A 25,637-nucleotide genomic window follows, 5' to 3' on the forward strand; every position below is an offset into this window, starting at 1 on the left:
ATTATTGCTTTGGATTACTTGCGTTATCAAGGCATTGCTGCAGGATATCGGCAAATTTTTGATAATTAGGCGATAAGAACATGGTAGTGTGCGAACCTTTTACCTTATGCATATTCACAGTTTTGGCATATTGCTGCCAGCCAAGGTAAATAGGGTCATCCATGTAATAATAAATGTTTTTTGTTGCCCTGAACAGTTCGATGGTTTCTTCGTTGATGTTTAGTTTGTAATTTTGCACCGTGGCCGAAAAATATACTTTACTTAGATCATTTGAGTAAAAATCGACATCATTATCTTTACGTAACTTACCTATTTTATTCTTTTTTAACCATTTAGGCATCTTTCTGTTAATCTGGATCATCTTTTCGTTCCAGGTATCCGGATCTCTGATCAAGTCGAAAACGTTGTGCCCGATGCGTAAAAATAATTTACTGAGCTTTTTAAAGCTAAAAATATTGTTAATGGTATTTGTTTCGGTGGTGTGCGCATAAGCGTCAAACATGGCCAGCATTACCACTTCTTTACCCATATTGCGCAGTTGTTTCACAATTTCGCAGGCAATTACACCACCGAGCGAATAACCCGCAAATGCATAAGGGCCGGTAGGGTTCTGCTCAAGTATCTCGGTAATATAACGGGCGGCAATGTCTTCTACGTTAGTTAACGGCTCTTCAAAACCATCAACACCAATTCCCTGTAAAGCAAAAACGGGCTGATCGGGGTGCAGGCTTTCGGCAAGATCCTTAAAAATAAAAACAGTGAGGCCCCAGCCGTGGACGATGTAAAGGGGTATTTTGCTGCCACCTGGTTTTAAACGCACCAGGCATTTAGAGCCTGTTGGTTCGCGGCTGGTGTTTTGTATAATAGCGGCTAACTGCCCGATGGTTGGGTATTCAAACAACGAGGATAAAGGCATATCCTGACCGGTTGTTTTTTCGAGCGTGATCATGATACGGATAGCGATCAATGAGTTGCCACCCAGTTCGAAAAAGTTATCGTTAATACCTATCCGCTCAATGCCTAAAAGCTCTTGCCAGATGTTTACCAGTGTTTTTTCAATATCTGTGCCGGCGGCTTTGTAATTAACCGGCTGATTGCGCAAATTGCTGTTGCGCTGCATTAAAAACTGCCGGTCTATCTTGCCGTTATTGGTAAGCGGTAACTGCGTAACGATAGTTAAGTTAGCCGGTATCATGTACGCAGGCAAGCGCTCGAGCATTACCTGGTAAATATCGCGTTGTATTAAGGTGCAGATAGTAGCCAGCAAGGGTATATTGGTGAAGGCTGACCTCCCGGCGTTACCGGCATTGTACAAAGGCGTAATAAAAGCATCGGCAGGCTGGAGCTGTAATAATAAATTGAGCTTAAGCGGATCGGTATTTAGCAGGTACTTACAATTATATCCTTGTGCCTGTGCATGCCTGATGAGGCCGGCAGCCTGCTGATAAATTGTGTTATCGCCTGCAATGAAGGCCGACAGATCGCCGGTAGTGTAAATGGCCGTATCATCAAGCCCTTTTTGCAGCAGGCTTTCTTTGGCAAGGCGCGGATTGGGTACATCACTTAAAGCAATTACGGCCTGTTTGTTTTGTATGGCCTGCTCAATTGCTGCATCATTACCGGGTTGCCACTGTTGCCAGGCAGGTGCAAATACAGGCTTATCAATACCAACATAAATAATAACCGTATACCTATAGGCAATTAATTCGTTAATGTACTGCCCCTGTTTCCATTGGATATCGACATGTGTTATCTGCGGGAAAAGCGACCGCAAATGGTAAAAATATTCGGGCGATACACATAACTCTTCTTCTTTCAACATCTCCTGATCGACGAGATATTCAAATTCTTTAATATCAACGTCGGCCGGCAGCCTGGATAGCGTTAAATAGGTTTTAAAAAGACCCAATAACTGCAGGTTCCTCACGTCGCTAACAATGATCTTACCACAACCATTAAGCAACGAGATACTTTTTGCCAGTACCTCGGTAAGATAATCTTCGCCGGGGAAGTATTGGATAACCGAGTTAATGAGGATGGTATCTATCTTTTCCGCAGGTGCCAGCTCAATTTCGTGAGCAGGGCAAACCAATAAGCTGGTTTCGGGATATTGCTCCTTTTTTTTATTTATTTGATGCTTAAGCGCATTGATACCCGATGCCGAAAGATCGGTACCGATATATTTTTTGATATGGGGCGCTAACTGGTAAAATATCAAACCTGTACCGCAGCCTATTTCTAATAAGTCTTGTGGCTTTTCGGCTAAAACTACATTGATAATATCGTTGAGCCACTCGTGCATTTCTTCAACAGGGATAGTTTTAATGGTAAAACTATCCGTCCATACGTTGGTATCGAAACTGATCCCGTCGTTATCGGTTTTTAATTGCGATCCGGATTGTTCGTACTCGGTATCGTAAACTTTTTCCCAACTATCAACCTGTTGTTTATATAATTCTTTTTCTTTCAGTTTGACCTTATCCAGTGCCGGTATAGCATAGCCAACCAGGTTTTTGTTGCCGTCTTCATCTTCTTTGGTGAGGATAACGGTTTCGCTTACAAGGCCGCTTTGCTGGATAACGTTTTCAATTTCGCCCAGCTCGATACGGAAACCGCTGATCTTGACCTGGTGATCAATACGGCCAAAACATTGGATATCGTTATTGAGCAGTATTTTACCCAAATCGCCGGTTTTGTACAGGCGTATGGTTTCGGCACCGTTACTGAAAGTGATAAACTTATCTGCCGTTAGTTCGGGGCGATTTAAATAGCCACGGGCAAGCCCTTTGCCGCCGATGCAGATCTCGCCCTGCTCGCCAATTAAAACCTGCTGATTGTTTTCGTTGAGTATATAAATAACGGTTTCGTCGATAGGCTTACCGATGGTTATCACACTATCAGATGCGGATATCTGTTTTAATGTTGACCAGATGGTGGTTTCGGTAGGGCCATACATGTTCCACAACGAATCGCATTTGGCTACCAGTTTTTGGGCCAATGCTAATGGTAATGCCTCGCCGCCGCATAATACTTTTAACGGCAGTTTTTCATCCCAGCCCGATTCGAGCATCATGCGCCAGGTGTTTGGCGTGGCCTGCATTATGCTTACCTGATGTGTTTGGATAAGCTTTAAAAGCAGTCGCGAATCTTTAGCAGTCGCGGCATCGGTAATGATAAGCTTTGCCCCGGTTATTAAGGGTAGAAACAGTTCGAGCGCAGCTATATCAAACGATATGGTGGTTACCGATAATAAGACATCGGTACTTGCAATGCCGGGTTGTTTTTGTACGCTTAACAATAAGTTAGCGAGGCTTTGATGTTCGATAGGAACGCCTTTGGGTCTGCCTGTTGAGCCTGATGTATATAATATGTAGGCTAATTGATCACCTGTTATGTTTACATTAGGTTCATCGGCGGGCTGACTGGCCAGAAGCGGCCAGATATCATCAGTAAACAGTTGTGTAGCTTCGGTATTGAACTGGCCGGTATATTTTTTTGAGGTGATCAAAAACCGGGCTCCGGAATCACTGAGCATATACTCAATCCTGTCTTTAGGATATTCAGGATCGAGCGGTATATAAGCCGCGCCGGCCTTTAAAACGGCCAGCAGCGTGATAACCATTTGCGGTGTACGATCTAAAGCTATGGCAATACGGTCTTCGGGCTTAACTTTTTTGGTTAATAAAAAAGCGGCCAGTTGGTTAACCGTTACATTGATATCCCGATAGGTATATTCGGTATCGTCAAAGCTTAAAGCAATGTTCGACGGAAATTGATCAACTGTATGGGTAAACAATGCCGGAAATGTTTGTTTATCCGCATCAACAATGATATTGTCAGATGTTAAATAAGTTCTGTCCATGCAAGCAGATTATTTACTTGTTAAGTAAACTAATTATTGAACTTATATATTGTACACGATTAGTATGCATTGATCTTCTTTTTTTAGGATTTAATTCATAGTTACAATTGCATTGGTAATAATGTTTGTGCGTTGTGTTTTTTAACTAAAACTAATTAAAATACACTATACAGCACAATAAACTAAATCAAATTCTCAATATGCATTGGCTAATGCATATTTTTTGAAGATTATTGAAATTAAGGTTTACAGATTGCGGCAGCTTAATCAGGGAAATTAAGCTAAACGAACTGAGTACTGAAAGAGCAAAAGGTACACCGGAAAATTTAATTTTAGGCACCAGTGTCCTGGTATTTGAAACGTTTTTTTCCTTTGGATGAAAAGGACTGAACCACGATAAGCGCGTGTTTTTTACCACAGCATAATAAGCCTGTTTTTTGGATTCTACCTGCACACGGTTTTTCATAAAAAAAACATTGGCAACAGCAGAAAACAAAAAAACAATCAGAATAAAGATCGTTTTTATTCTTGTAACAATATCAATATTCAAATTAATCAAACGGGGTATAAGTAAACTTTGGAGGCAAAAACATTTGGATCATCGTTACGTACAATCATCTTCAGTATCCGGAGAATGAGCGTACGCAGTATGAGTAACCGTTAGCGTTTACCTTTAAACACTTGCAAAGTAGTGAATTTTATTTTTTGAAGACACATTTTTTTGCAAAATTTATGTGATACTGCACTATTTAATTTTTTAATGAAAGAATTTTTTAGGCAGTGGATAATTTGTAATTATAAATTTGAATAACAGGTTATTATTATTTCAATTTATGAAACAATTACACGTTAAAAATGCGGGTGTTAGTTTTCATCATCAAAAAAATCATTTTTCAGATCATCAATTTCGCGGCGGTCTTTTTTTGTGGGGCGGCCGGCGCCACGATCACGGATAAGCATAGGTGCCCGGAACATGCTTTTAAATGCCTGGGTTTGCTCGACAGGGGTAATGTCCTCATAAAAATTAACAGCAGTTTTCGCATCAACACGGTTTTCGAGTAAGCCTGTTACTTTTAAAACACGTTTCTCTATCCCTTTGGATACCTGGTAGGTTTCGCCAATACGAACCTCGTGCGATGGTTTGATGTTATTGCCTTCGAGTTTAACCCGGCCCGCTTTGCAGGCATCGGCAGCAATAGTGCGTGTTTTAAATACCCTTATTGCCCACAGGTATTTATCAATCCGTAATTTTTCTTTTTCGGCCATGGTAAGGTGCAAAACTAACAAAAAGCGATATGCTATGAAACGGGTTGGCATTTTAATAGCCTGATGTATTGAATTTGACTATCCGAATGTTGGGTTTTTATTATCTTCGCCTCTTAAATTATTGAAGGATACCTATCCGGAGATAAATCACTTTTTTGACTAAATATTTACTGATGCAAGACCTGAAAAAACTAATTGAAGATGCCTGGGTTGACAGGAATCTGATCACTTTTAAAGAATACACCAACGCCATTGAAACCGTTATTGAGCGCCTGGATAAAGGCGAAATACGTGTAGCCGAACGCATTGGCACCCGCTGGCATGTTAACGACTGGGTAAAGAAAGCCGTTATTTTATATTTCCCGACCCGCGAAATGGAAGAAATTAAAACGGGTCCGTTTGTGTTTCATGATAAAATGAAGCTAAAAACCAATTACAAACAATTAGGTGTACGTGTGGTACCTCACGGTATTGCCCGTTATGGTGCATTTTTGGCTAAAGGCGTGATCATGATGCCATCATACGTAAATATTGGCGCTTATGTTGATGAGGGTACCATGGTTGATACCTGGGCAACTGTTGGCAGCTGTGCGCAGATTGGCAAACACGTGCATTTGAGCGGCGGCGTGGGTATTGGCGGTGTGTTAGAGCCTGTACAGGGCGCACCGGTTATCATCGAGGATAACTGCTTTATCGGCTCACGTGCTATCGTTGTTGAAGGCGTTCACCTGGAAGAAGAAGTGGTGCTGGGTGCTAACGTGGTGTTAACCTCATCTACCAAGATCATTGATGTTACGGGCGATAAGCCGGTTGAATATAAAAGCTTTGTGCCGGCACGCTCTGTAGTTATACCCGGATCATACACTAAAAAGTTCCCTGCGGGCGAGTACCAGGTGCCATGTGCTTTGATCATCGGTAAACGTAAAGAATCAACAGATAAAAAAACATCGCTTAACGACGCCCTGCGCGAAAATAACGTAGCGGTATAATTAAACCTATACGATTGTACGTATAAAGACGAATTACACAAATTTGCCTGTATGTACAATCTTAACAATACCGAATTACACGGATTTTTTAAATGCTTAATTAATGGCTATTTAATAAAATTCGTGTAATTTGTGTTTTAAATAAAACCACCTTATCAACATGAAAAAACACATCTGCTTTGTACTGGTTAGCTTACTTTTTGTAGTTAGCCTGAGCGCTTTCGGGCAAAAAATTTCGGCGTTGGATCAATCGGCAGACGAAGTTTGTGCCGGTTTACAGGGTTTTGATCCCGCAAAGGCAAGTGCTGAAGAGGTGCAAAAAGCCTTTGAAACTTTAATTGTTAAGTCATTTTCGGCCCACATGAACGACCTGATGAAGGAAATGAATATGACTGAAATTAACGCGGACAACGGCCGTAAAATAGGCGAGGAAATAGGTAAAAAACTGTTGGTGCGCTGCCCTAAGTTTATTACGCTGGCAACTAAGTTTGATAGTAAGGACTCGGGTGATACCGATGTTAGCACCACAACCGGTACGCTGACCAAGGTTAACGATACCGGCGATTTTGCCCAATTTATATTAAAGGATGCCGACGGCCGCGAAACCAACTACTATTGGCTGCGGTATTTTAAGGGTTCGGAAAATTTTGAAAAGGGCGGTGCTGCCAATGTTGGTAAGAAAGTAAAGATACAATGGGCCGAAATTGAGTTTTATGTGCCCAAAGCAAAGGGCTATTATAAATTAAAGGAAGTTAAAGCGGTAGATTTTCTTTAAAAAAAAATAATGATGGGGAATGGTGTGAACAACCGGTTTTATACCAGGATGCAGCAGTTAGGCTATGATGAGCATGGCATTAGCCGCATTATAACCCGGTATGCCGAGCCTCACCGGTTTTACCATACCTTTACCCATATTGAAGAGTTGCTCAACCAGCTTGAAGCAAAACAGTTTTATGATAACGATGTGCTTTTTTTGGCAGCAGTTTATCACGATATTGTTTACGACCCTACACGTAACGATAATGAACAATTATCGGCAGATGAATTTGAAAAGGATGCTGCGATATACCTGAAGCCTATTGACAATGGTATTATTGACGAGGTAAAACAGGTTATTTTAGATACGCAAACACATAGCCCGGCTACTGAGCTTTCGGCAGTTTTTTGTGAGATGGATATGAGCGTGCTGAAGCGCCCGTTTGCCGGATTGATAGCTTACGAAGAGCAGGTGTTTAAAGAGTTTCAGTTTTATGATTATAAAGCTTACAAAGCAGGCCGGCTGGATTTTTTAACCAAAGTACAAAGTGAGCTGGGTATTGACCTGCAAAACCTGATAGCGTATGTGCAAACCCGTGAGCCTAAAATAGCCGTTTACCCGGGAAGTTTTAACCCCTTCCACAAAGGACATTTGAACATACTGGAGAAAGCCGAAAAGATATTCGACAAGGTAATTATAGCACGGGGCGTAAATCCCGAAAAGGAAAACAATACGCAAGATGCCCTGCCCGGAGTGCTGCGATACAGGCAACAAACGGAATATAAAAGCTTGCTCACCGATTTTGTGGCCGGTTTGGGTTACCCGGTAACCATTATCAGAGGGCTGCGCAACAGTACCGACCTGCAATATGAGCTGAATCAATACCGTTATTTACAGGACCTGACCAACGATGGCATCAACATTGTATCGATATTTTGCGACAGGGAGTTCGAGCATATTTCGAGCACGGCCATCCGCCAGCTAAAAAAGTTTGATAAAGAAGGTGATTACCTTGTTAACTAATGACGATGCGTATAGGATATGAAGCGAAACGAGCATTTTTGAACACTACCGGGCTGGGTAATTACAGCCGGGAGCTGATCAGGATGATGGCCGCTAATTATCCGGAAAACGAATATTACCTGTATACGCCCAAAATTAAGCCCAATAAACAGTTCGAGTTTTTATCGCAGATCAAACAGGTGGAAACCAAAACACCCAAAAGTGACTACTTTACTTCGCTTTGGCGGAGCAGGGGGGTAGTTTTTGATCTGAAGCACGACCATATTAACCTGTATCATGGTTTGAGTCATGAGCTGCCGATAGGTATCAGCGACAGCGGTATTAAATCGGTCGTGACGATACACGATCTGATATTTAAACGCTTTCCGCAGTATTTTGGCCTGGTGAGCAGGCAGATCTACGCGGCCAAGATCAAATACGCCTGCAAACATGCCGACCGCATCATCGCGGTAAGCGAAAAAACCAAGGCCGATCTGGTGCAGCTGATGAACGTGCACCCCGAAATGATAGAGGTGCTGTACCAGGGCTGCGACGACAGCTTCCGCGTAAAGCAAAGCGAAACCCACTTAGCCGAAGTAAAAGCGAAATACAACCTGCCCGAAAAATACATTTTGAATGTTGGCACCATTGAGCCGCGTAAAAACCTGATGCTGCTGGCAAAGGCTTTGTTGTATTTGCCAAAAGATACCCGGCTTGTGGTAGTTGGCAAACAAGGCAAGTATTTTGAGCTGGTAAAAAAATACATAACGGAACACAGGTTAACCGAACAGGTTTTGTTTATTGATAACGCGGTGTTTGCCGATCTGCCGGCTATTTACCAGGGGGCGCAGCTGTTTGTGTACCCATCGCGGTACGAGGGGTTTGGCATACCGGTTTTGGAGGCGTTGGTGAGCGGTGTGCCGGTAATTGCCGCCAAAGGCTCGTGCCTGGAAGAAGCGGGTGGGCCCGATAGCCTGTATTGCGACCCGGATGATGAAACCGACCTGACCGAAAAGATAAGGCAGGTTTTGGACAGCCCGGAACTAAGGCAGAAGATGATAGCCGCGGGATTGCTATATTCGCGTAAATTTGACGAAAAAAAGCTGGCCGCACAGTTAATGGATCTATATAATAAAGTATTACATGCTTAAAGACGAAGTAGCCAAAGCGCTGAAGGTGCTGCAGGATGGCGGGATAATTTTGTACCCAACCGATACCATTTGGGGTATTGGCTGCGATGCAGGCAACGAAGAGGCCGTGAAAAAGATATACACATTGAAGCAGCGCGAAGAATCAAAAAGCATGATTGTTTTGCTGGCTAACGATAACCAGCTGCAAAGCTATGTAAGCGAGGTGCCCGAAATAGCCTACAACCTGATAGAATACGCCGAAAACCCTTTAACACTGGTAATGCCCGGCGCTAAAAATATGGCTAAAAACCTGATAGCGGCCGATGGCAGCGTTGGCCTGCGGGTTACGCGCCACGAGTTTTGCCAGCAACTGATACAGCGCCTGCGCAGGCCTTTGGTATCCACATCGGCCAATATCAGCGGGCAGCAGTCGCCTAAAAACTTTAACGGGGTAAGCACCGATATTATTGATGGCGTTGACTATGTGGTTGACCTGGAGCAACATGACCTGACCGAAAAGCGCCCCTCCACCATTATGCGGCTGGAGCCGGATGGCCGGTTTGAGTTTATTCGCAAGTAATAATCCATATTCCGTTTTTAACGCAAAGGCATAATGTTTAACTTTGCCGCTCAACAAAAACCTGGGGTAATACCGCCGGGTATTTACCCATGATACAACATCTGCAGCATCCTGTATTTAAAATGATATCGGCCACAGCCGAAATGCAGGGCGTTGATGCTTATGCCATAGGTGGTTTTGTGCGCGATCTGTACCTTAACCGGCCAAGCAAGGATATTGATATTGTGGTGTTGGGTAATGGTATCGCTTTCGCGGAAGCTGTTGCCGCCAAACTGAAGGTGCCAGTATCGGTATTTAAGAACTTTGGTACGGCCATGTTGAAGTACCAGGACCTGGAGATCGAGTTTGTGGGCGCCAGGAAGGAATCGTACAGGCTCGATTCGCGTAAGCCTATTGTGGAGAATGGTACCCTGGAAGACGACCAGAAACGCCGCGACCTGACCATTAACGCCCTGGCTATAGCCTTGCACCCATCGCAATACGGTGAACTGATAGATCCCTTTGGCGGGATACAGGATATTGCCGATAAGCTGATCCGCACACCGCTTAATCCCGAGGAGACCTTTTCGGATGATCCGCTGCGCATGATGCGCGCCATCAGGTTTGCAGCGCAGCTCGATTTTAAAATTGACGAGCCTACCCTTGCGGGGATCAAAGCCACTGCCGAAAGGATCAAAATTGTATCGCAGGAACGCATAACCGACGAACTGAACAAGATCATTTTATCGCCAAAGCCAAGCATAGGTTTTAAGCATTTATTTGATACCAGTTTGCTCAAGATCATCTTCCCGCAGATGCAAACACTGTACGGGGTAGAGGTGATCAACGGCAAAGGTCACAAGGATAACTTTTACCACACTTTACAGGTTTTAGATAACCTGAGCGAAAACACCGATGACCTTTGGTTGCGCTGGGCGGCCATATTACACGATATTGCCAAGCCTGCTACCAAGCGTTTTGAACCCGACCATGGCTGGACGTTCCACGGCCATGAGGACAGAGGTGCCCGCATGGTGCCCAGGATATTTGCGCAGCTCAAACTGCCGCTTAACGAGAAGATGAAGTTTGTGCAAAAGCTGGTACAGCTGCACCTGCGCCCGATCGTGCTTTCGCAGGAAATTATAACGGATTCGGCGGTGAGGCGTTTACTGTTTGAAGCCGGTGATGATATTGAGGCGCTGATGCTGTTGTGTAAAGCAGACATCACCACCAAAAACGAGTACAAGATCAAAAAATACCGCAACAATTTTGAACTGGTACAACAAAAGCTGAAACAGGTGGAAGAGCGCGACCGTATACGTAACTGGCAGCCACCGGTTACAGGTTTGGACATTATGGAGCTTTTTGGCATCCCTGAAGGACGTGAAGTAGGTATTATTAAAAAACAAATACGCGAAGCCATACTTGATGGCCATATTTTAAACGAGCGCGAAGCGGCAATTGCATATACAATTGCCAAAGGCGAAGAAATTGGCTTAAAAGTTGTGGCGAACAGAAAATCAGATTAATATATTATTTTTGACTAAAAATTTACTATAAGTAATGGCAGTTTACAGGTTTAAGGTTTCTTTTGAAGATTATGATGATGTTACACGCGAGGTTGATATCAAATCAACCCACACGTTTGAAGATCTGCACAGGGCAATCCATTTGTCTACAGGTTACAAACCGGAATATTCATCATCATTTTACATCAGTAACGACCAATGGATAAAAGGTGAAGAAATTGCCTATATGCCCAGTCAGCGTAAAATTGACCGTGGCGTTGCGCTGATGGAGAAATCCAAGCTGAGCAGCTTTATCGACGATCCGCATCAAAAATTTTACTATACCTTTAATTTCGACCGTCCGTTTGATTTTCATATCGAGCTGATCAAAATATTGGATGATGCGCCGGGAGTTACCTATCCGCATGTGGCCAAAAGCACCGGCGAAGCACCAAAGCAATTTGGCAATGTATTTACCCCTGCGGCAACATCGGGTGCCGTTGAAAGCGACGATTTTGACTTTTTAAATGAAATGGAGATCGTGCCCGAAGATGCCGCCGAGTTTGAAGGCGTGCTGGATACCGATGAGGACAGCGATACCACCAAAGGCCACGACGATAACGAAAGCGAAGACGACGAGGAAGACGAGTTTGGCGATGAGTTTGCCGATAACGATCACTACGACGAGGGCAGCGATAAGGACGATTATTGAGTAGTTAATGGTTCATAGGTCATGGTTCATGGCCATCATTCACAAACTGTAATTGATATTTGCAGGATTTACTAAGTCTTTTTAGCTATGAACTATGAACCATTAACCATAAACCCAAAAACACTCATCGTTGTTGCCGGGCCAACTGCTGTTGGTAAAACCGCTTTGGCTATTGAGCTGGCTAAGCATTATGGCACGGATATCGTTTCGGCCGATTCAAGGCAATTTTACCGCGAAATGAGCATCGGCACAGCCAAACCTACCCGGCAAGAGCTAGCGCAGGCCAAACACTGGTTCGTTAATTCGCACACCGTTACCGAAGATTACAACGTTGGCGATTTTGAGCAGCAGGGCCTCGAAGCCTTAGCTCAGATATTTGCCGCCCATGATAAAGCCATATTGGCCGGCGGCTCGGGTTTGTACATCAAGGCCATTTGCGAAGGCTTTGACGATCTGCCCTCAACCAACAAATTTATCAGGGCCGAGCTCAATACCACGCTGGAAGAACAGGGACTGGCCTTTTTGCAGCAAGAGCTTAAAACTGCCGATCCGGTATATTACGCCCAGGTTGATATCAACAACCCGCACCGGGTGATCCGTGCGCTCGAGGTGATCCGCGAAACCGGGCAGCCGTTCTCATCCTTTCGTACCGCTACTGCACGGCCGCGCAACTTCAACATCGTTAAAATAGCCCTTAACCTGCCGCGCGAGGTGTTATATGATCGCATTAACCAGCGTGTTGACCTGATGATGGAACAAGGCCTGCTTGACGAGGTAACCTCACTTTTACCCTTCCGGGGATACAACGCACTCAATACCGTTGGTTACACCGAGCTGTTCGACTACCTGGATGGCGAAACCGATCTGGCTACAGCCATAGCCCTCATTAAACAAAACACCCGCCGTTTTGCCAAAAGGCAGGTCACCTGGTTCAGGCGCGATGCCGGTATGGCCTGGTTTGAGCCGGGGCAAATGGGGGAGATCATTAGCCATATTGAAGCCTTATCCTAAAGATGGCGCTGTGTACTTTGTGATCTTCTCTTTGTGCCCTCTGTGGTAAAATTAACCACAAAGTTCACAGAGAGCTTACACAGGGGCAACAGAGATTTTCTAAGCAAATTTTGAGAATTGGGGTGAGGTGAAAACTATTCTATCTTTGCCTAAATGAAAACACCCGCTCAACAAATATTGGATAACAAACTATTCACGCTGCAGCAGCTATCCGCCAAAAGGCAGCAATGGAAATCCGAGGGCCGCAAGGTGGTTTTTACCAATGGCGTGTTCGATCTGCTGCATATCGGCCATTTATCGTACCTGGCCGCGGCTGCCGATCTGGGCGATAAGCTCATCATCGGCCTAAACTCTGATGCCTCAACCAAAAGGTTAAAAGGGCCAACCCGTCCCGTTAATGCCGAACACAGCCGCTCAGTAATGCTGGCCGCTATCTTTTTTATCGATGCCGTGGTACTGTTTGAAGAGGATACCCCCATTGTACCCATCACCACCTTATTGCCCGATATTTTGGTTAAGGGCGGCGATTATACCATCGATCAGATCGTGGGTGCGCCCGAAGTACTGGCCGCCGGGGGCGAGGTTAAGGTGATCGATTTTGTAGATGGCTATTCATCAACAGGCATCATTAACCGCATCAGGGATGCCAAATAACAACCGTTAAAACTTAGCGGCCATTTTTTGCGTTATATCAACCAATATGATAAAAAACTACTTATTAGCCCTGTTCCTGTTCGCGCTGCTGGGTACGGCATGTGCGCAAAGCAATAAAAACAGTCTCGAGCTTTCGGCCTTTACCGGCTTAAGTATCTTTAGCGCCGAAGGCAATACCTTAGGCGGCAAACCTTACGGGCTCGAAGGCGTTTACCATATCAATATGGCCGATAACAAGGCCGATTGGGTGCGGATGCTCAATATCCGCGATGTAAGCATCGCCCTGTCATACCGTAATATGGGGCAGGTGTATCTCACCAAAAAAACAAACACCACCGGTTTTTTAGGCGATTATATCGGTGCGGTTAGCCGCCTTGATATTGTGCTGGCAAAAGCCGGCCGTACCGAATTTTTACTGGTGCCCGGCTTTGGTTTCGGCTATGCCACCCAAACTTATTATACCGATGCCCGCAATGTATTGGTGGGCAGCCATATCAACTTTACCGCCCAAATAGGGGCCAAAGTGCTTACGCCGATAGGCAGTTCAACCAGGCTGGTTGGCGGATTGGATCTGTACCATTACTCCAACGCAGCCTTTAAAAATCCTAACGATGGTATCAACTCCGTTAACTTTTCTTTAGGTATCGATCACGATATCAGTGCCCAGGCGCCGCCTACGGCTCAAAAGCAGTTTAAGCATTACGCCAAACACTCGTTCGAGATAGGGGTGGGCATAGGCAGGCGCGGCCTGGTGCAAACCGGCGGCGGACTGGATCCGGCTGGTTACCCCGAAAATGTCGCTTATCAAAGAACGGCTACTTCCGATCTGTATCAATCGGGCCTGTATGTAGGCTATAACTATCGCCTTAACCCTGTTTTAAGCCTCCGCGCCGGTATCGATGCCGATTACTATTACCGCACCCTCGATAGCGTGAGCAATATTCACCACTTTTACGCCACCTACCAGGAGCTGGGCAGCTCGTTCGATAAGATCCGCGTTGGCGCAAGCATTGGCGCCGAACTGTGGCTGGGCAAACTGTCGCTGCCCGTTAATTTTGGCCATTATATTCACTATCATTATTTTGTGCCTACCAACCAAAAAGGCTACGAACCACCCGATTTTTACTGGAGCTTTGGCGCCCGCTACTACCTTACACCATGGGTAGCCCTCGAAGCCAAACAATACCTCCACCGCACCCAGGCCGATTTCGCCAACTTCGGACTCGTCTTCCGCCTCCGAAAGGCCACGGTAGATAATTGATGGAAGATGGATGAGGTAAGATGGAAGATGGAAAAGGTAAGATGGAAGATGTGCAGATAAAAAACCAGTCATGCTGAACTTGTTTCAGCACCCCATCATACAGAACGGATATACAGGGCCTCGCCACGCGTCATTGCGAGGTACAGCCTGTGCCGAACTTGTTTCGGTAAAGCAATCTCTATACTATACAGAGCGGCAATACAATACTTTTCCATTCAATAAATCAATCATTCAATAAATCAATCATTATAAAAAGGGCGTTGCCTCCGGCCCGGGCTTTACGCTCATACTGCACAACCTGTCCCGATACCCCATCGGGAGGCCTTAGCCACGGCCTGCCCCGAGCCCGCCGCAGGAGCCTGCCCTGAGCTCGTCGAAGGGCCGGTATCCGCTGCAATCCCTAACGCAAACCCGTCAACAAACCTGTCTTCCACATTCAATCCATCAATCATTCTATCATTCAATAATTGAGGAGGGGGGGAAATTGTAAGAATATTTTCAAGCTTTTCATCACTCCCCGTTCCCCACCCCACACTCTCGACTTCCGACTCCAGACTTTCCCGCTGCCGCCCCGGACTAATATTCATATCCTCCAAAGCCATTAAAGTTTTCAGATCGATCCCCTCCAGCTCAAAATCCTCCACCGGGTAATCCATCGGCAAATTGTTAATACTCCTATCCACAACTGCTACTGCCGCAGCCACTTCTTCTTTTCCGCCCGCCGCCTTTGTTGGTGTCCTCACCAACAAACCGTCTTCTTCCTCCTCAAACCCACCTGCCACTGCAACTGCCGCTGCCACTTCGTCTTGACTCTTGATTCTTGGCTCTTGATTCTTCTTCACCCCCAAAGTCCCGTAAAAATCCAAATGACGTGCTATCTTATCCAGCGCACTCATTTTATTATGCAGCTTAATGCGGCTCTGCATCCCCACGCGGTAACCCTCGCCATCCTGCACTTCGGTAATATCATAAAAACTAATAGCCGCCTTTTCGTCAACGGTTAGCTCATTCATCCGTTTCAAACAAGCATATTCATCGTAGTAATTACCCATATTGCTAAAAGCAATTTTTGAAAGTTCCCGCAGTATCATATCATGCGTGATCTCCAGCCGCTGGCTCCGGCGGTTCATGGCTTGCTTTAAATAATACTGAATTTTAGGCACATGCAGCAAAGCGCCTTTTCGGCTCGTGTTCTCACTATAGCCGCTGTTCACGGCAGCTTTAAAAGCATTAAAATGGGTCAAATACTCATCGCAAAAGCGCTGCTGCTGATGCGTTAACCGGTAATGGTCCGGTATCGTCTCTGTTGTGTTCATTGGTTGGTTTATTTAAGTTTAAATTATTACTTATGTAATGTAAAATCTTAAATATACGCAATTAAATCAAATAAGTCAAGTTTTATTTATTACAAAACTGTAAAATTTGTCATTTTGACTCAAAGAGAGATCTTTCTGCTATATGCCAGTCTATAGCAGAACCATTCTAACCAGAATCCATTTTGACCGGATGGTTGCAAGCATTCTGTTTGTTTTCTCCGCACGTCACTGTGTGACGATCTTGGTCATCCCGATGGCTACGGAGCCCGATAAAGAAGTTCTACTCAACATACAGAATAAAATAACGCTTTTTAATTTCGTTTTCTACCAGTATGTATATTAATATATTAAATAATAATTGTTATATTGCGGTTGCTGAAATTATATCGATGAAAAAATACTACACAACTAAATTACAGACCAGCTTAAGTATTACATTGCCCTTATTCTTTTTGCTTTTAATATGTGGTTGTAAAAAGGATGCTTACCGCGAAGTTTCAACAAATGAGCAGGTTCAACTGGCAAAAGCCTGGTATCAGGGCGCTTACCCCACAAGCACGGGGACTAACGTTGTTGTAAGTGCAGGTCAAACCACTGCACTTTACCGGCTGATAAAACCCGGCTGGGACTATGCCAAAACGTATACCCGCCTCAGTAGCGATGTTATTGAAATGCCCATCGACTCTTCGCAACGGATTGATGTTGGCGATATACCCGGACAAGAACCTCATTATAATACCAACAGTTTGAGCCGCAGCTCATTTTTGATTTTAAACCATGGCGGCACTTATAGCGCCTTTATTATGACGGTAATTGCCGACCCCGGCTATATTAAAAACGATTACAGTAAACTTGCACGTAATACCTATCAAAAAAGGGACGCCGATTTTAGCGGCACCTTATTATACAGCACGCCAACGGGCAAGCTCATAAAAGGCTGGCAATATAAAAGCGGCAAAATTGTACATACACTAAGCACCGGTACAGCTATATCTAACAGGCTTAACGTACAAGGCATCGGTGGCGGTTTAAAGACCGAGGCATTTGTTTGTACAGACTGGTATGCCGATTATTATGTTAATGATGCATACATACTTTCAGTGTTTTTGGGTACTACATGTGCCGATGATGGCAGCGGTACCCCTGCCGACCATAACCCCGACGGTGGTAGCGGTGGTGGTGGCTCAGGCTTCCCGCCGCCCGACGGCGGTGGCGGCGGTAGCAACAGCGCCTCAATACCATTGCAGATTAGGGAAGACAGTCTGAAAGCACATTTCCCTTGTGCAACTAAGTTAATTATTGATAGCTTGTTGAAGATACCGGGATATGCAAACTTAGTCGCTGGATTTAACACTCCTGTCAAACCAAACTTGACGTTTAGGGATTCAATAATGGACTGGAATAAACACGGATCAAATGGCACTGACTCAACTTTATATGGACTAACTGGACGTGATACGGCTAAAAATGCAGCAGCAAGTTCTGTAATTACACTAAATACAAGGATGCTTCAAAATTCTTCTCAACTTTTAATAACAAGTGTTGTAATACATGAAACAATACATGCAGTTATAAATTATAACATAGTTTATGCCGGATACAACTTAGGTTATGGCGATTCATGGATGAGTGATTTGAATAGTTGGTATTTAATTAAAGGCTTACCAAATAACTTTGCAGATCATTACGCCATGATGGATTATTATTTTAACAGCGCAATAGCAATATTAGCAAAATGGGACAATAATAAACATACTGCAAAGGAATACGAAATGGCAATGTTGACGGGATTAAACAATCCGGGAGTTAATACTGGTTCCGATCCAAATTATGCAACCGAAGTTCAATTGTTGCAAACCGAATATGATAGTTTGAAAGCAAAGTATAATATCAGCGAGTCGGATTTGACTAGTTTTCTAAATGCACAAAACAATACAAGTGCAGCAACTAAACTACCTGCTTCCGGTTGTAATTAGATGATTAAAAATAATATAAATTTAATATGATAAAAAATCCAATCAAAATCATTTTACTGATAGCAGCTCTATATTTAAACACAGGGAATGTTATTGCCCAGCGTAAATCAACTTATGATACGCTATATTATTTTTTTGACCTGAGCCGTATTCCAGTTAAGGATCGCATGATCACAGTTGATTCTGAAATGATGGGAAAGTTTTATACGATTAATTGCCCTTGCTTAAAATTAAATCGCAAGCCAGTATTTCGATGTGATACAACGAGAAGAACGGCCATAAGCTACGCCAGTTACAAAAAGTTCCGTTTCGTGAGTTTGCCACAACTTATTGATATAGTTAAAAAGAACGATTTTAATGAACTTATGAAAAGATATGTTATCTATTTTATTCAACCTTCAAAAAAAGGGTTCACTAAAAACGAAGCGTTTTTACAAGAAGAAAATACGAGAACAACTATTGATTACATAACAATGCCTGCCGATACATCAAAAAAAAGAAAACCCCAATGAAAAAAATATTATGCGTTGTCGGCTTTTTTATGCTCTGTTCAATTACCGCATATTCACAAAAAAAAGATACAATATATTATTTATTCGACACGGTTCATACTGCACCTAACGACAGAATGATACGGATTGTCAGAGAGACTTTGGGGAAAAACACTTATGTAAATTACAGCATACAATGTGCGTGCTTAGCATATGGCAATATGCCGTTATTCTCATCTAATAGTAACAAGGCGACCAATATTAATAAAGCGACATTCAAAACGTTAAAATTTATCCAAATTACACATTTAATTGAATTGGTAAAGACGCATGACAATGCAACTTTTAATGATAATTATGATGTGTTTTTTATTGAACCGGCAGCACAAAACTATGTAGTGAGGCGCGTTCTATATATGCCCGGAAGGGAACCATTACAAGGCGATTACGGTACATCCCGCCCGAAAAAGCCTTAAGGGGGAAAATATTATTTTCGTGGTTTTATGATTCGCCGATATCGAAAGTGTCCCGCTTGTGGTATTTAAGTAAGTCCCCCCGCTGTCCGAAATTTAGATAATGCAAGTGATGGTACTCAGGCTCAAAAGGACAGCTTAAATGCATTTTATAATAGGGCGAAGGTCAGGTATGGTATTGCGGATACAACGATAGACAAGTTTTGGAAGTCACAGTTAAATTCAGCTAATAAATTACCAACAACGGGATGTAATTAAAATAAGAATGAAAAAATTACTATTACTATTGATGTTTTCTTTGATGATATCGTTAAAAGCGTATTCCCAAAAAATAGATTCTGTATATTATTTGTTAGATACAAGCAAAATTCCTAAAAATGCAAATATGTGGGATATTGGCATTGAACACCCATTTAAGTATTTTACAATACTTTGCCCTTGTATGCAGTATGGTCAAAATCCAACATTTCTTTACAAAGAAGATGATCCAGGACAAACTATTACTGCAAACCAACTTAAATTAATAAAGCAAATCAATCTCGTAAATCTAATACAGACCGCTAAATCATTTACAGATAAAGGCTTTTCAATTAAAAAAAATATTTTTTTAATTGAAGCCAATGGGCGAAAATATACAATGCATAGGGTTGGAATAGTGCCACCTCAAAAACCGAGACGATCAGATGGGGACTACGAAATTATACCGGATTATAAACCCCAAAAAAAACCTTGAAAACAACAATAGCTATATTGGTTTTTGTTATGGGCATAGCGTTTAGCAAAACCTATGCGCAATCAAAGGCCAAATACGATACCCTGTATTACTTTTTAGATATCGCGCACACACCAGTTAAAGATAGAATGATCACAACTGATTTTGAACAGACAAGAAAATACTATACTATCAATTGTCCATGTTTAAAATCTGGTGAAATGCCAACATTTCGATGTGATACAACACGGAGAATAAATATCAGTGGTGAAATATATAAAAAGACAAATTTCATTAGCCTCCCGGCATTAATTAGTCTATCTAAAAAATACACTTTTGATGAACTTGTAAACAAATACGTTATATATTTTGTCGAAGCATTTAAAAATGGATATGTAAAAACCGAAGTCTTTTTGCAAGAATATAGAAAGGACACTATTATTGACTTCGATACGATAAAAGCAGATACACTTAAAAAAACAAAAAAGCATTGAAAATGTAATTGCTTTAACCTCCAAAATCTTTAAACCTCCGCTGTCCGAAGTTTATAACTTCGGACCACAATGCATGTAGTCTCCTGACTACATTACCTCACTTTTGCAACCCCCAACTGGCGCAAGTATGTCGGGTAAGGCAAGCGCGCAAAGGCTACTTGTGCCTTAAACCGCCAAGCTTTCTTCAATCCTACCACCCAATATCTCAAGCAACATACCTTTGGCAATACCACTCTCGTATTTAAAACTCGCAGTTACCACCACACTGCCGAATATGAACATGCCAAAAGGGATCAGGGCAGGTGTTGCCAAATTGAGGTGAATAAGGCAGATGATAAAAATAGGGATGCCGAATAGCCCTGTCGCACCAAGCCAAAGGCATATAAATATCATCACAAACAGGTGCAAACGCATTTTTACATGTACCCGGCTGCCATTGGTACAGGCTTCGGTCGTACCCTTAATGAGCGGCAAAAACGGATTATAGTAATTGATATTACGTGTAAACTCAAAAGTGCCGTTTACAACATAGCCCGAAAAAGGAGTGTTGTACGATTGCGAAAACGCGTTGTTAAAACTAAAACCCCACACGGCCTGCACATTCTGCCCCCAACGCTCCTGCACTTCGTCAGGCTTAAGTGTGGTAACATTCAGCCCCAGCCGCTCCTGTACCTCGTCGGGCTTAAGCGTGGTAACGATGTAAAAATTCTCGTAAGGCAAATACTTCATGATGCTTAGGTTGGCTATAAATATAAAAAAAGCCGCAAACAAAGTTCACGGCTCAAAAAATCTTGAATTTATGTTCCCCCTTTAGGGGGTTAGGGGGCTTCACCAGGCTTGGTTTGCCGGTCAGGGCGTAAATAACTTCCATTGCCCTTCCGTGATCACCTCAACATTACCGTTAACCACTTTAATAGCCGTCTGATCATCTATCGCGTACACCGGTACGCTCAGCTTTTTGGCCCATCGCTCAGCATTGGCCATCGAAGCTTCCCGGTGTTCTTTATGCTCCAGGTGCGGTATCAAAGCAAAATCCACCAGCCCTGCCCCGTGCGCCGTTTGGAAGGTACACTTTAGATCACCCCAAACCACCTCCTCGGTTGTGAGTGCGTTACGGGTGCCGCCTTGCGTGCCCGAATACGTTTCGCCAAACAACTTGCTTACGGCCATGCTTCCCGCGCTCACGCCCACATACACCAGCTTGCTGGGCAATGTTGGCATCAGTTCCGTCAGTCCCGATGTTTGCATCCAGTACGCTAAATACAAAGGGTCGCCGCCCCAAACCAGTAGCGCATCCGTTTCCCGGATAGCCGGCTGCCAGATCTCTTTATCGATGCTGGCAAGTGCGGTAAGTTCCAGTAACCCTACCGACTTCCACCCCAATTGCGCAAATGGCGACCCCAGCTTCCCCTGGATGGCCTGCCAGGCATAATTGGGCCCCCCGCGAAAGGGATAGATACCCGTGGGCACAAAAAGCGCATTCGCCTCTTCGATGGGTTTGTCCAACAGGTAAACCAGTGCATTGCGGATGCTGGCATTGCTAATGCCGCCCGAAGTAAGTAGAAGTTTCATAGTTCCAAATATCAGCAATAACTTGCTGACTGTTAGGGTGCAAATGCGACATATCCAAGGGCCAAACACGTCACCGCGATCAATGAGCCGCCAAAAATCTGCAGTTTTAGCTACACCTCCGCTGTCCGAAGTTTCCAGATTACCCTCCGTTAAAAAAGCGGAGGCATCGCGCGATTCCCTCCCTTGGGAGGGTGGAGGGAGGGGTTTATCGAATATGCACACCCGCAAAATAACCCCTTCCCGCCACTTCACAGACATCCGCACCCTTCCCCAAGGAAGGAGTTTTGATGAAAATCTAATCTTTCGAACACTTGAAATTGAACGTCCGAAATAATAGAAACGTTAAAACTTTCAAACCCTCCAACAAACAAAAAAAGCCGCAAACAAGTTCACGGCTTAAAAAATCTTGAATTGATGTTCCCCCTTTAGGGGGTTAGGGGGCTAATACTCCGTTTTCGTTTCCGATGTTTCCCAAAGCTTAAAAGCGCCCTGGGCCTCATCGCGCAGTAATTGCGTGTGTGGTATTTTGCGGTCCTTCATTTCGCAGGCAATTTCATCGTAAATAAACTGGTCGTCAAAGCCAATTTTGGCCGCGTCGGTTTTATCGTTGGCGTAGTAAATGGTATCAATGCGTGCCCAGTAAATAGCGCTCAGGCACATCGGGCAGGGCTCGCAGCTGGTGTAAATAACGCAGCCTTCCAGGTTAAAAGTTTCCAGCTCCTGGCAGGCTATCCGTATGGCCGATACTTCGGCGTGCGCGGTAGGGTCGTTGGTAGGCACAACGCGGTTGCCACTGCGCGCAATGATCATCCCGTCCTTCACAACAACAGCACCAAACGGGCCGCCTTGTCCTTGCTTCACATTATATTCAGATAGCTCTATCGCTATCCGCATAAACTTCTCGTGGTTATCCATTTGTTATAATTTGAACCTCTAAAATAAAAAACCTTCCCGGTTTAATCAGGAAGGTTTCAAAATTAATATTTAAAACTCTTGGTCGAGCTTATTTTTTCTCTTTAGCGTAAGCGTCGTTCAGGCGTTTAATTACGTCGGCAGTAACGTCTAAGCTTGGGTCGCCGTACAATACGGTTGGGTTAGCTTTGCTAAAGGTAAGCACCAGTTTGTAGCCTTTTTCTTTAGCATAAGCTTTAGTAAAATCGGCAATTTTATCATACAGCTTGTTGCCTTCGCCAGCCTGGTCGTTCTGAAATTGTGCGGTAGCGTTTTCTTTATAAGCCTGCAGCTCCTGGTTTTTGCGTTGCAAACGTTGCTCGGTAGCGGCACGCTGGTCGGCGCTTAAAGTGCCGGCAGTTTTTTGATAGTCGATATACTCCCGCTGAAAAGCCTCGCCTTTGCTTTGCAGGTCAGCCTGTGCAGTTTTACCTTTAGCTTCCAAACGGCTGCGCATATCTTTAGCGTAATCGTATTTGCTTAGCAAGGTGTCCTGGTTAACATATACTACTTCGGCTTTCTCTGGTGTAGCTACAGCCGGAGCGCTTGCTTTGGTGTCGGTTTTAGGTTGGTTGTTACATGCGGTAACAGTAGCTGCAATGGCCACTGCCACAGCTAATTTGGTAAAATTTGAAACTAATTTGGTCATCTTGAAAACTGAAAATTTTGACAAAGATAAACTTTCGCACCAAGTATCCTAATGTTTTGAATTTTAGATTTGCGTATTGCGATATGCGATATGCATATTGCGATTTCAGGTTTTGAAATCTGAACTAACTAACTACTTTTATTATCTCAATACGCAATACGCATATCGCAATACCCACTATGCACAACTCACTATTTTATCCACAATGGCCTTAATGTCACCCTTTTTTCGTAAATTTGGAGGTTGTTGAATTTATACAAATTATGAGCGAAGAAATCGAAGATAATAACGAAGAACAAGTAAATAATAACGAAGAAACGGTTGACAGATCCAATTATAATGCGGATAACATACAGGTTTTAGAAGGTTTAGAGGCGGTGCGCAAGCGTCCGTCGATGTACATCGGCGATACCGGCTCAAAAGGTTTACACCACCTGGTTTATGAGGTGGTAGATAACTCCATCGATGAGGCTTTAGCCGGCCATTGCGATACCATCAATGTTATCATTCACAAAGGTAACTCCATCACCGTTATCGATAACGGCCGCGGTATCCCTACAGGCATCAACAAAAAAGAAAATAAATCGGCCCTCGAAATTGTAATGACCGTGCTGCACGCCGGCGGCAAGTTCGATAAAGATACCTATAAAGTATCGGGTGGTTTGCACGGTGTGGGTGTAAGTTGCGTTAACGCGCTGTCAACCCACATGAAAACCCTGGTTTACCGCGAAGGCAAGATCTTTACCCAGGAGTACGAAAAAGGTAAGCCTTTGTTCGATGTGAAAGAGATCGGCGTATCGGATCATACCGGTACTACCCAAACCTTTCAGCCCGATCCGGAAATTTTCCAGCTTACCACTGAGTACAAATACGAAACACTGGCCGGCCGCTTACGCGAACTGGCTTACCTTAATAAAGGCATCAAACTGACCTTATCCGACGAGCGTATGCCGGAAGAAGACGGCAGCTTCTTAACCGAAACTTTTTATTCGGAAGGCGGCCTGCGCGAGTTTGTAACCTACCTTGATGGTACCCGTACGGCCATCATCCCCGAGCCAATTTACCTGGATGGTATCAAAAACGGTATCCCGGTTGAGCTGGCTTTTCAGTACAACGATACCTACAGCGAAAACGTACACAGCTACGTAAACAACATTAATACCATTGAGGGCGGTACACACGTAGCCGGTTTCCGTCGTGGTTTAACCCGTACTTTAAAAGCTTACGCCGATAAAGAAGGCTTGCTTAAAAACAACAAAGTTGAAATTACCGGCGATGACTTCCGCGAAGGCTTAACCGCTATTATATCGGTAAAAGTGCAGGAGCCGCAGTTTGAGGGTCAAACCAAAAGCAAGCTGGGCAACAACGAGGTAATGGGTGCCGTTGATATGGCCGTTGGCGAAATTTTAGGTAACTTTTTAGAAGAAAACCCTAAAGAAGCCAAGCTGATTGTAGGCAAAGTAATTATTGCCGCACAGGCACGTGCAGCGGCGCGCAAGGCCCGCGAAATGGTGCAGCGTAAAAACGTAATGGGCGGTTCGGGCTTACCCGGCAAACTGGCCGATTGCGCCAACAGTGATCCTGCAGTTTGCGAACTGTACCTGGTCGAAGGTGACTCTGCGGGTGGTACCGCCAAACAAGGCCGTAACCGCGATTACCAGGCTATTTTACCCTTACGTGGTAAGATCCTCAACGTGGAGAAAGCCATGGAGCACAAAATTTACGAAAACGAAGAGATCAAGAATATGTTTACCGCTCTGGGCGTAAGCATCGGCACAGTTGATGACGCCAAAGCTTTAAACCTCGATAAACTGCGTTACCACAAGATCATCATCATGACGGATGCCGACGTCGACGGATCGCACATTACCACGCTGATCCTCACTTTCTTCTTCCGTTATATGAAAGAGCTGGTTGAAAGCGGTTACGTATACATTGCCGCCCCGCCGCTGTACCTGGTTAAAAAAGGCAAAGAGCAGGAATATTGCTGGACAGAAGACCAGCGCGACCTTGCCGTACAACGCCTTAAAGGTGCCGGTAAAGAAGATAGCGTACACATACAGCGTTACAAAGGTTTAGGTGAGATGAACGACCACCAGTTGTGGGATACCACCATGAACCCCGAAACCCGTACCCTGCGCCGCGTAACTATTGAAAACGCCGCCGAGTGTGATCATACATTCAGCATGCTAATGGGTGATGAAGTAGCTCCCCGCCGCGATTTCATCGAGAAAAACGCCCGTTACGCGCGTATCGACGTATAAGGCTTGTGAGATATTTAGACAGACAAAA

General features: G+C 44.1%; 23 protein-coding genes. 16 read left to right on the forward strand and 7 right to left on the reverse strand.

From position 1 onward, the window contains the following. Position 1: 1 nt before the first annotated feature. Together ACFGVR_RS11620 and ACFGVR_RS11625 are read right to left on the reverse strand one after the other, a co-directional pair. Complete coding sequence (locus ACFGVR_RS11620; protein ID WP_448702991.1) at positions 2-3,862, reverse strand: amino acid adenylation domain-containing protein; 3,861 nt, start codon at positions 3,860-3,862, stop codon at positions 2-4. A gap of 864 nt (positions 3,863-4,726) precedes the next feature. After that, positions 4,727-5,128, reverse strand: a complete 402-nt coding sequence (locus ACFGVR_RS11625) for an RNA-binding S4 domain-containing protein (RefSeq protein WP_448702992.1) — start codon at positions 5,126-5,128, stop codon at positions 4,727-4,729. A 173-nt stretch (positions 5,129-5,301) separates the two neighbouring features. On the opposite strand from ACFGVR_RS11625, the gene ACFGVR_RS11630 reads away from it, so the two are divergent. The 10 genes from ACFGVR_RS11630 to ACFGVR_RS11675 all read left to right on the forward strand — a co-directional run bounded on the left by ACFGVR_RS11630 (position 5,302) and on the right by ACFGVR_RS11675 (position 14,711). Beyond that, the gene (locus ACFGVR_RS11630; protein ID WP_448702993.1) at positions 5,302-6,117 is read left to right on the forward strand and encodes a 2,3,4,5-tetrahydropyridine-2,6-dicarboxylate N-succinyltransferase; all 816 of its coding nucleotides are present in this window, start codon (positions 5,302-5,304) and stop codon (positions 6,115-6,117) included. Between the two features lie 160 nt (positions 6,118-6,277). Next, a complete protein-coding gene (locus ACFGVR_RS11635) occupies positions 6,278-6,892 on the forward strand; it encodes a hypothetical protein (RefSeq protein WP_448702994.1) in 615 nt (204 codons plus the stop codon). A 9-nt stretch (positions 6,893-6,901) separates the two neighbouring features. Next, positions 6,902-7,897, forward strand: a complete 996-nt coding sequence (locus tag ACFGVR_RS11640; protein ID WP_448702995.1) for an adenylyltransferase/cytidyltransferase family protein — start codon at positions 6,902-6,904, stop codon at positions 7,895-7,897. Positions 7,898-7,902: 5 nt separating this feature from the next. Beyond that, complete coding sequence (locus ACFGVR_RS11645) at positions 7,903-9,027, forward strand: glycosyltransferase family 4 protein (protein WP_448702996.1); 1,125 nt, start codon at positions 7,903-7,905, stop codon at positions 9,025-9,027. Further along, positions 9,020-9,586: an L-threonylcarbamoyladenylate synthase gene (locus ACFGVR_RS11650; RefSeq protein WP_448702997.1), complete on the forward strand. Its 567-nt coding sequence runs from the start codon at positions 9,020-9,022 to the stop codon at positions 9,584-9,586. The genes ACFGVR_RS11645 and ACFGVR_RS11650 overlap by 8 nt, the downstream gene beginning before the upstream one ends. An 89-nt stretch (positions 9,587-9,675) precedes the next feature. Next, the gene (locus ACFGVR_RS11655) at positions 9,676-11,094 is read left to right on the forward strand and encodes a CCA tRNA nucleotidyltransferase (RefSeq protein WP_448702998.1); all 1,419 of its coding nucleotides are present in this window, start codon (positions 9,676-9,678) and stop codon (positions 11,092-11,094) included. A gap of 34 nt (positions 11,095-11,128) precedes the next feature. Then, positions 11,129-11,785: an IS1096 element passenger TnpR family protein gene (locus ACFGVR_RS11660; RefSeq protein WP_448702999.1), complete on the forward strand. Its 657-nt coding sequence runs from the start codon at positions 11,129-11,131 to the stop codon at positions 11,783-11,785. A gap of 87 nt (positions 11,786-11,872) precedes the next feature. Then, positions 11,873-12,796 (forward strand): tRNA (adenosine(37)-N6)-dimethylallyltransferase MiaA, encoded by a 924-nt coding sequence (gene miaA / locus ACFGVR_RS11665; RefSeq protein ID WP_448703000.1) that lies wholly within the window; start codon positions 11,873-11,875, stop codon positions 12,794-12,796. A 153-nt stretch (positions 12,797-12,949) separates the two neighbouring features. Next, positions 12,950-13,450 carry a D-glycero-beta-D-manno-heptose 1-phosphate adenylyltransferase gene (gene rfaE2 / locus ACFGVR_RS11670; RefSeq protein ID WP_448703001.1) on the forward strand — a complete coding sequence of 167 codons (501 nt, stop codon included), beginning with the start codon at positions 12,950-12,952 and terminating at the stop codon, positions 13,448-13,450. A 46-nt stretch (positions 13,451-13,496) separates the two neighbouring features. Next, positions 13,497-14,711 carry an acyloxyacyl hydrolase gene (locus ACFGVR_RS11675; RefSeq protein ID WP_448703002.1) on the forward strand — a complete coding sequence of 405 codons (1,215 nt, stop codon included), beginning with the start codon at positions 13,497-13,499 and terminating at the stop codon, positions 14,709-14,711. A gap of 284 nt (positions 14,712-14,995) precedes the next feature. Here the strand turns inward: ACFGVR_RS11675 and ACFGVR_RS11680 are convergent, their stop codons facing one another. Continuing rightward, positions 14,996-16,027 (reverse strand): terminase small subunit, encoded by a 1,032-nt coding sequence (locus tag ACFGVR_RS11680; protein ID WP_448703003.1) that lies wholly within the window; start codon positions 16,025-16,027, stop codon positions 14,996-14,998. A gap of 389 nt (positions 16,028-16,416) precedes the next feature. On the opposite strand from ACFGVR_RS11680, the gene ACFGVR_RS11685 reads away from it, so the two are divergent. From ACFGVR_RS11685 to ACFGVR_RS11705, 5 genes are all read left to right on the forward strand, one after another. Further along, positions 16,417-18,003, forward strand: coding sequence for a hypothetical protein (locus ACFGVR_RS11685; protein WP_448703004.1), 1,587 nt, complete (start codon positions 16,417-16,419; stop codon positions 18,001-18,003). A 26-nt stretch (positions 18,004-18,029) separates the two neighbouring features. Continuing rightward, positions 18,030-18,515, forward strand: coding sequence for a hypothetical protein (locus tag ACFGVR_RS11690; RefSeq protein WP_448703005.1), 486 nt, complete (start codon positions 18,030-18,032; stop codon positions 18,513-18,515). Next, positions 18,512-18,970 carry a hypothetical protein gene (locus ACFGVR_RS11695; protein ID WP_448703006.1) on the forward strand — a complete coding sequence of 153 codons (459 nt, stop codon included), beginning with the start codon at positions 18,512-18,514 and terminating at the stop codon, positions 18,968-18,970. The genes ACFGVR_RS11690 and ACFGVR_RS11695 overlap by 4 nt, the downstream gene beginning before the upstream one ends. A 262-nt stretch (positions 18,971-19,232) precedes the next feature. Further along, the gene (locus tag ACFGVR_RS11700) at positions 19,233-19,700 is read left to right on the forward strand and encodes a hypothetical protein (protein ID WP_448703007.1); all 468 of its coding nucleotides are present in this window, start codon (positions 19,233-19,235) and stop codon (positions 19,698-19,700) included. Further along, complete coding sequence (locus ACFGVR_RS11705) at positions 19,697-20,173, forward strand: hypothetical protein (RefSeq protein ID WP_448703008.1); 477 nt, start codon at positions 19,697-19,699, stop codon at positions 20,171-20,173. The genes ACFGVR_RS11700 and ACFGVR_RS11705 overlap by 4 nt, the downstream gene beginning before the upstream one ends. A 165-nt stretch (positions 20,174-20,338) precedes the next feature. Here the strand turns inward: ACFGVR_RS11705 and ACFGVR_RS11710 are convergent, their stop codons facing one another. The 4 genes from ACFGVR_RS11710 to ACFGVR_RS11725 form a co-directional block, all read right to left on the reverse strand. After that, entirely contained in the window at positions 20,339-20,902 is a 564-nt protein-coding gene (locus tag ACFGVR_RS11710) for a hypothetical protein (protein WP_448703009.1), read from the reverse strand. 120 nt (positions 20,903-21,022) lie between these two features. After that, positions 21,023-21,745 (reverse strand): Type 1 glutamine amidotransferase-like domain-containing protein, encoded by a 723-nt coding sequence (locus tag ACFGVR_RS11715; protein WP_448703010.1) that lies wholly within the window; start codon positions 21,743-21,745, stop codon positions 21,023-21,025. Positions 21,746-22,186: 441 nt separating this feature from the next. Next, positions 22,187-22,660: a nucleoside deaminase gene (locus tag ACFGVR_RS11720; protein ID WP_448703011.1), complete on the reverse strand. Its 474-nt coding sequence runs from the start codon at positions 22,658-22,660 to the stop codon at positions 22,187-22,189. 88 nt (positions 22,661-22,748) lie between these two features. Further along, on the reverse strand, positions 22,749-23,345 hold the full coding sequence (locus ACFGVR_RS11725) for an OmpH family outer membrane protein (RefSeq protein ID WP_448703012.1): 597 nt from the start codon (positions 23,343-23,345) through the stop codon (positions 22,749-22,751). A gap of 263 nt (positions 23,346-23,608) precedes the next feature. Here ACFGVR_RS11725 and gyrB point away from each other — a divergent pair, with 263 nt between their 5' ends. Beyond that, positions 23,609-25,609 (forward strand): DNA topoisomerase (ATP-hydrolyzing) subunit B, encoded by a 2,001-nt coding sequence (gene gyrB, locus ACFGVR_RS11730; RefSeq protein ID WP_448703013.1) that lies wholly within the window; start codon positions 23,609-23,611, stop codon positions 25,607-25,609. Positions 25,610-25,637: the final 28 nt, after the last annotated feature.

The sequence above is a fragment of the Mucilaginibacter aureus genome (assembly GCF_053514885.1).